Below are 1,159 nucleotides of genomic sequence, written 5' to 3'. Positions count from 1 at the left end.
CCGCGCATCCCGTCTCACCAGCAAAGACGCAGGTCAGACCACCTCAACCCCGCTCCAGCAGACACGACTTTGCCGCGGCCCTGCTCCAACACCCGTTGGGAACCGCACCTCAGGCAAGGGATGTAGCTAAAGGAGAGTTGCTCGTTCAATGACACCCTGTCTCCTGCCGAACTAGGAATGGCGAGCTACCCGGTCATCGCTGACGATTTCTCGATCACCCGACCGGGCGCGGATAGTCCTGACCCTCTCTTCAGAGCCGTGCTGGCGTGGGCCAGTGTTCTCGCACCACGTATGCGAGCTCCGTCATCTCTTGAGAGTCGCACGGACCACTGACACTCGACGCGGGAGGCGTCGCGGGCAACAGGGCACGGACACACGATGCACTGCTGTAGTCGTGTGTCTCATGCGAGGCGCATCTAGTCATAGCCGACCGCCAGGCCTTCCACGACGAGAACGTTGGCTACCTCCCAGAGTCCGGTGCCGAGCTATCTCAGCGAGCGACTCTCCCCGCTCGGTACAGAGCGGTAGAAACTGCCCCGCTCAGGTTCGCGCGGTCACGGGCAGGGCTCGGCCGCGGGCAAGGGGCCGTGACCCGTATCGCTCCCTCGCGAGCCGCAATGGTGTACCACCCGTCGCGAGCAAGGAACAGATCAAAGAAGCCCTGGTCCACCTCAGCTGGGTTGTACTGGGGGTGGCACCAGAACGGTGATCTCCGGCAGATCATCGACCGTGAGGGGTGACGCTGACGCCAGCGGTGCGTCTGCAAGACTTGCGCGGGTGAGTAGCTATGCGACTGCGTACTTGGATGACGGGCGTGAGTTCTGCGGCTTCCGTAACGTCGTTGACGAGTTCTTCCTCATGTTGTTCACTCCGGATGACTGGATCGATCTGGACGGCACTGATGCGGCACGGTTCCAGCCCCACATCGAAGCAACGGAAGCCCGCGCTGTCGGGTATCGGGCTTCTGTCGCAGCGCTACGAAGTCGGCTCGATCTGATGGGGATGCCAGCTGCGGTGGCGGCGGCGCAACTCGTGCGAACCGCCGAGGAACGAGCCAGGGAGATCACAAATTTCGTGCCAGTGAGGTTTTCTCGCCTCGTTCCTCGGCGCAGTGATGCGTTCTCGAGGAGCCGGTCGATCACGGGGACCGGGGTGCGGG

The 1,159-nt window shown here is 62.9% G+C and carries 1 protein-coding gene; it reads left to right on the top strand.

What is annotated here, in order from left to right:
• Positions 1 to 777: 777 nt before the first annotated feature.
• A partial coding sequence (locus ACYVK7_RS17630; RefSeq protein ID WP_460889029.1) for a hypothetical protein occupies positions 778 to 1,159 on the top strand: 382 nt, incomplete at its 3' end.

The organism is Promicromonospora xylanilytica (genome assembly GCF_054782895.1).
The sequence above is the reverse complement of the archived record's forward strand: the minus strand, read 5'-3'. Positions and strand labels throughout refer to the sequence as shown.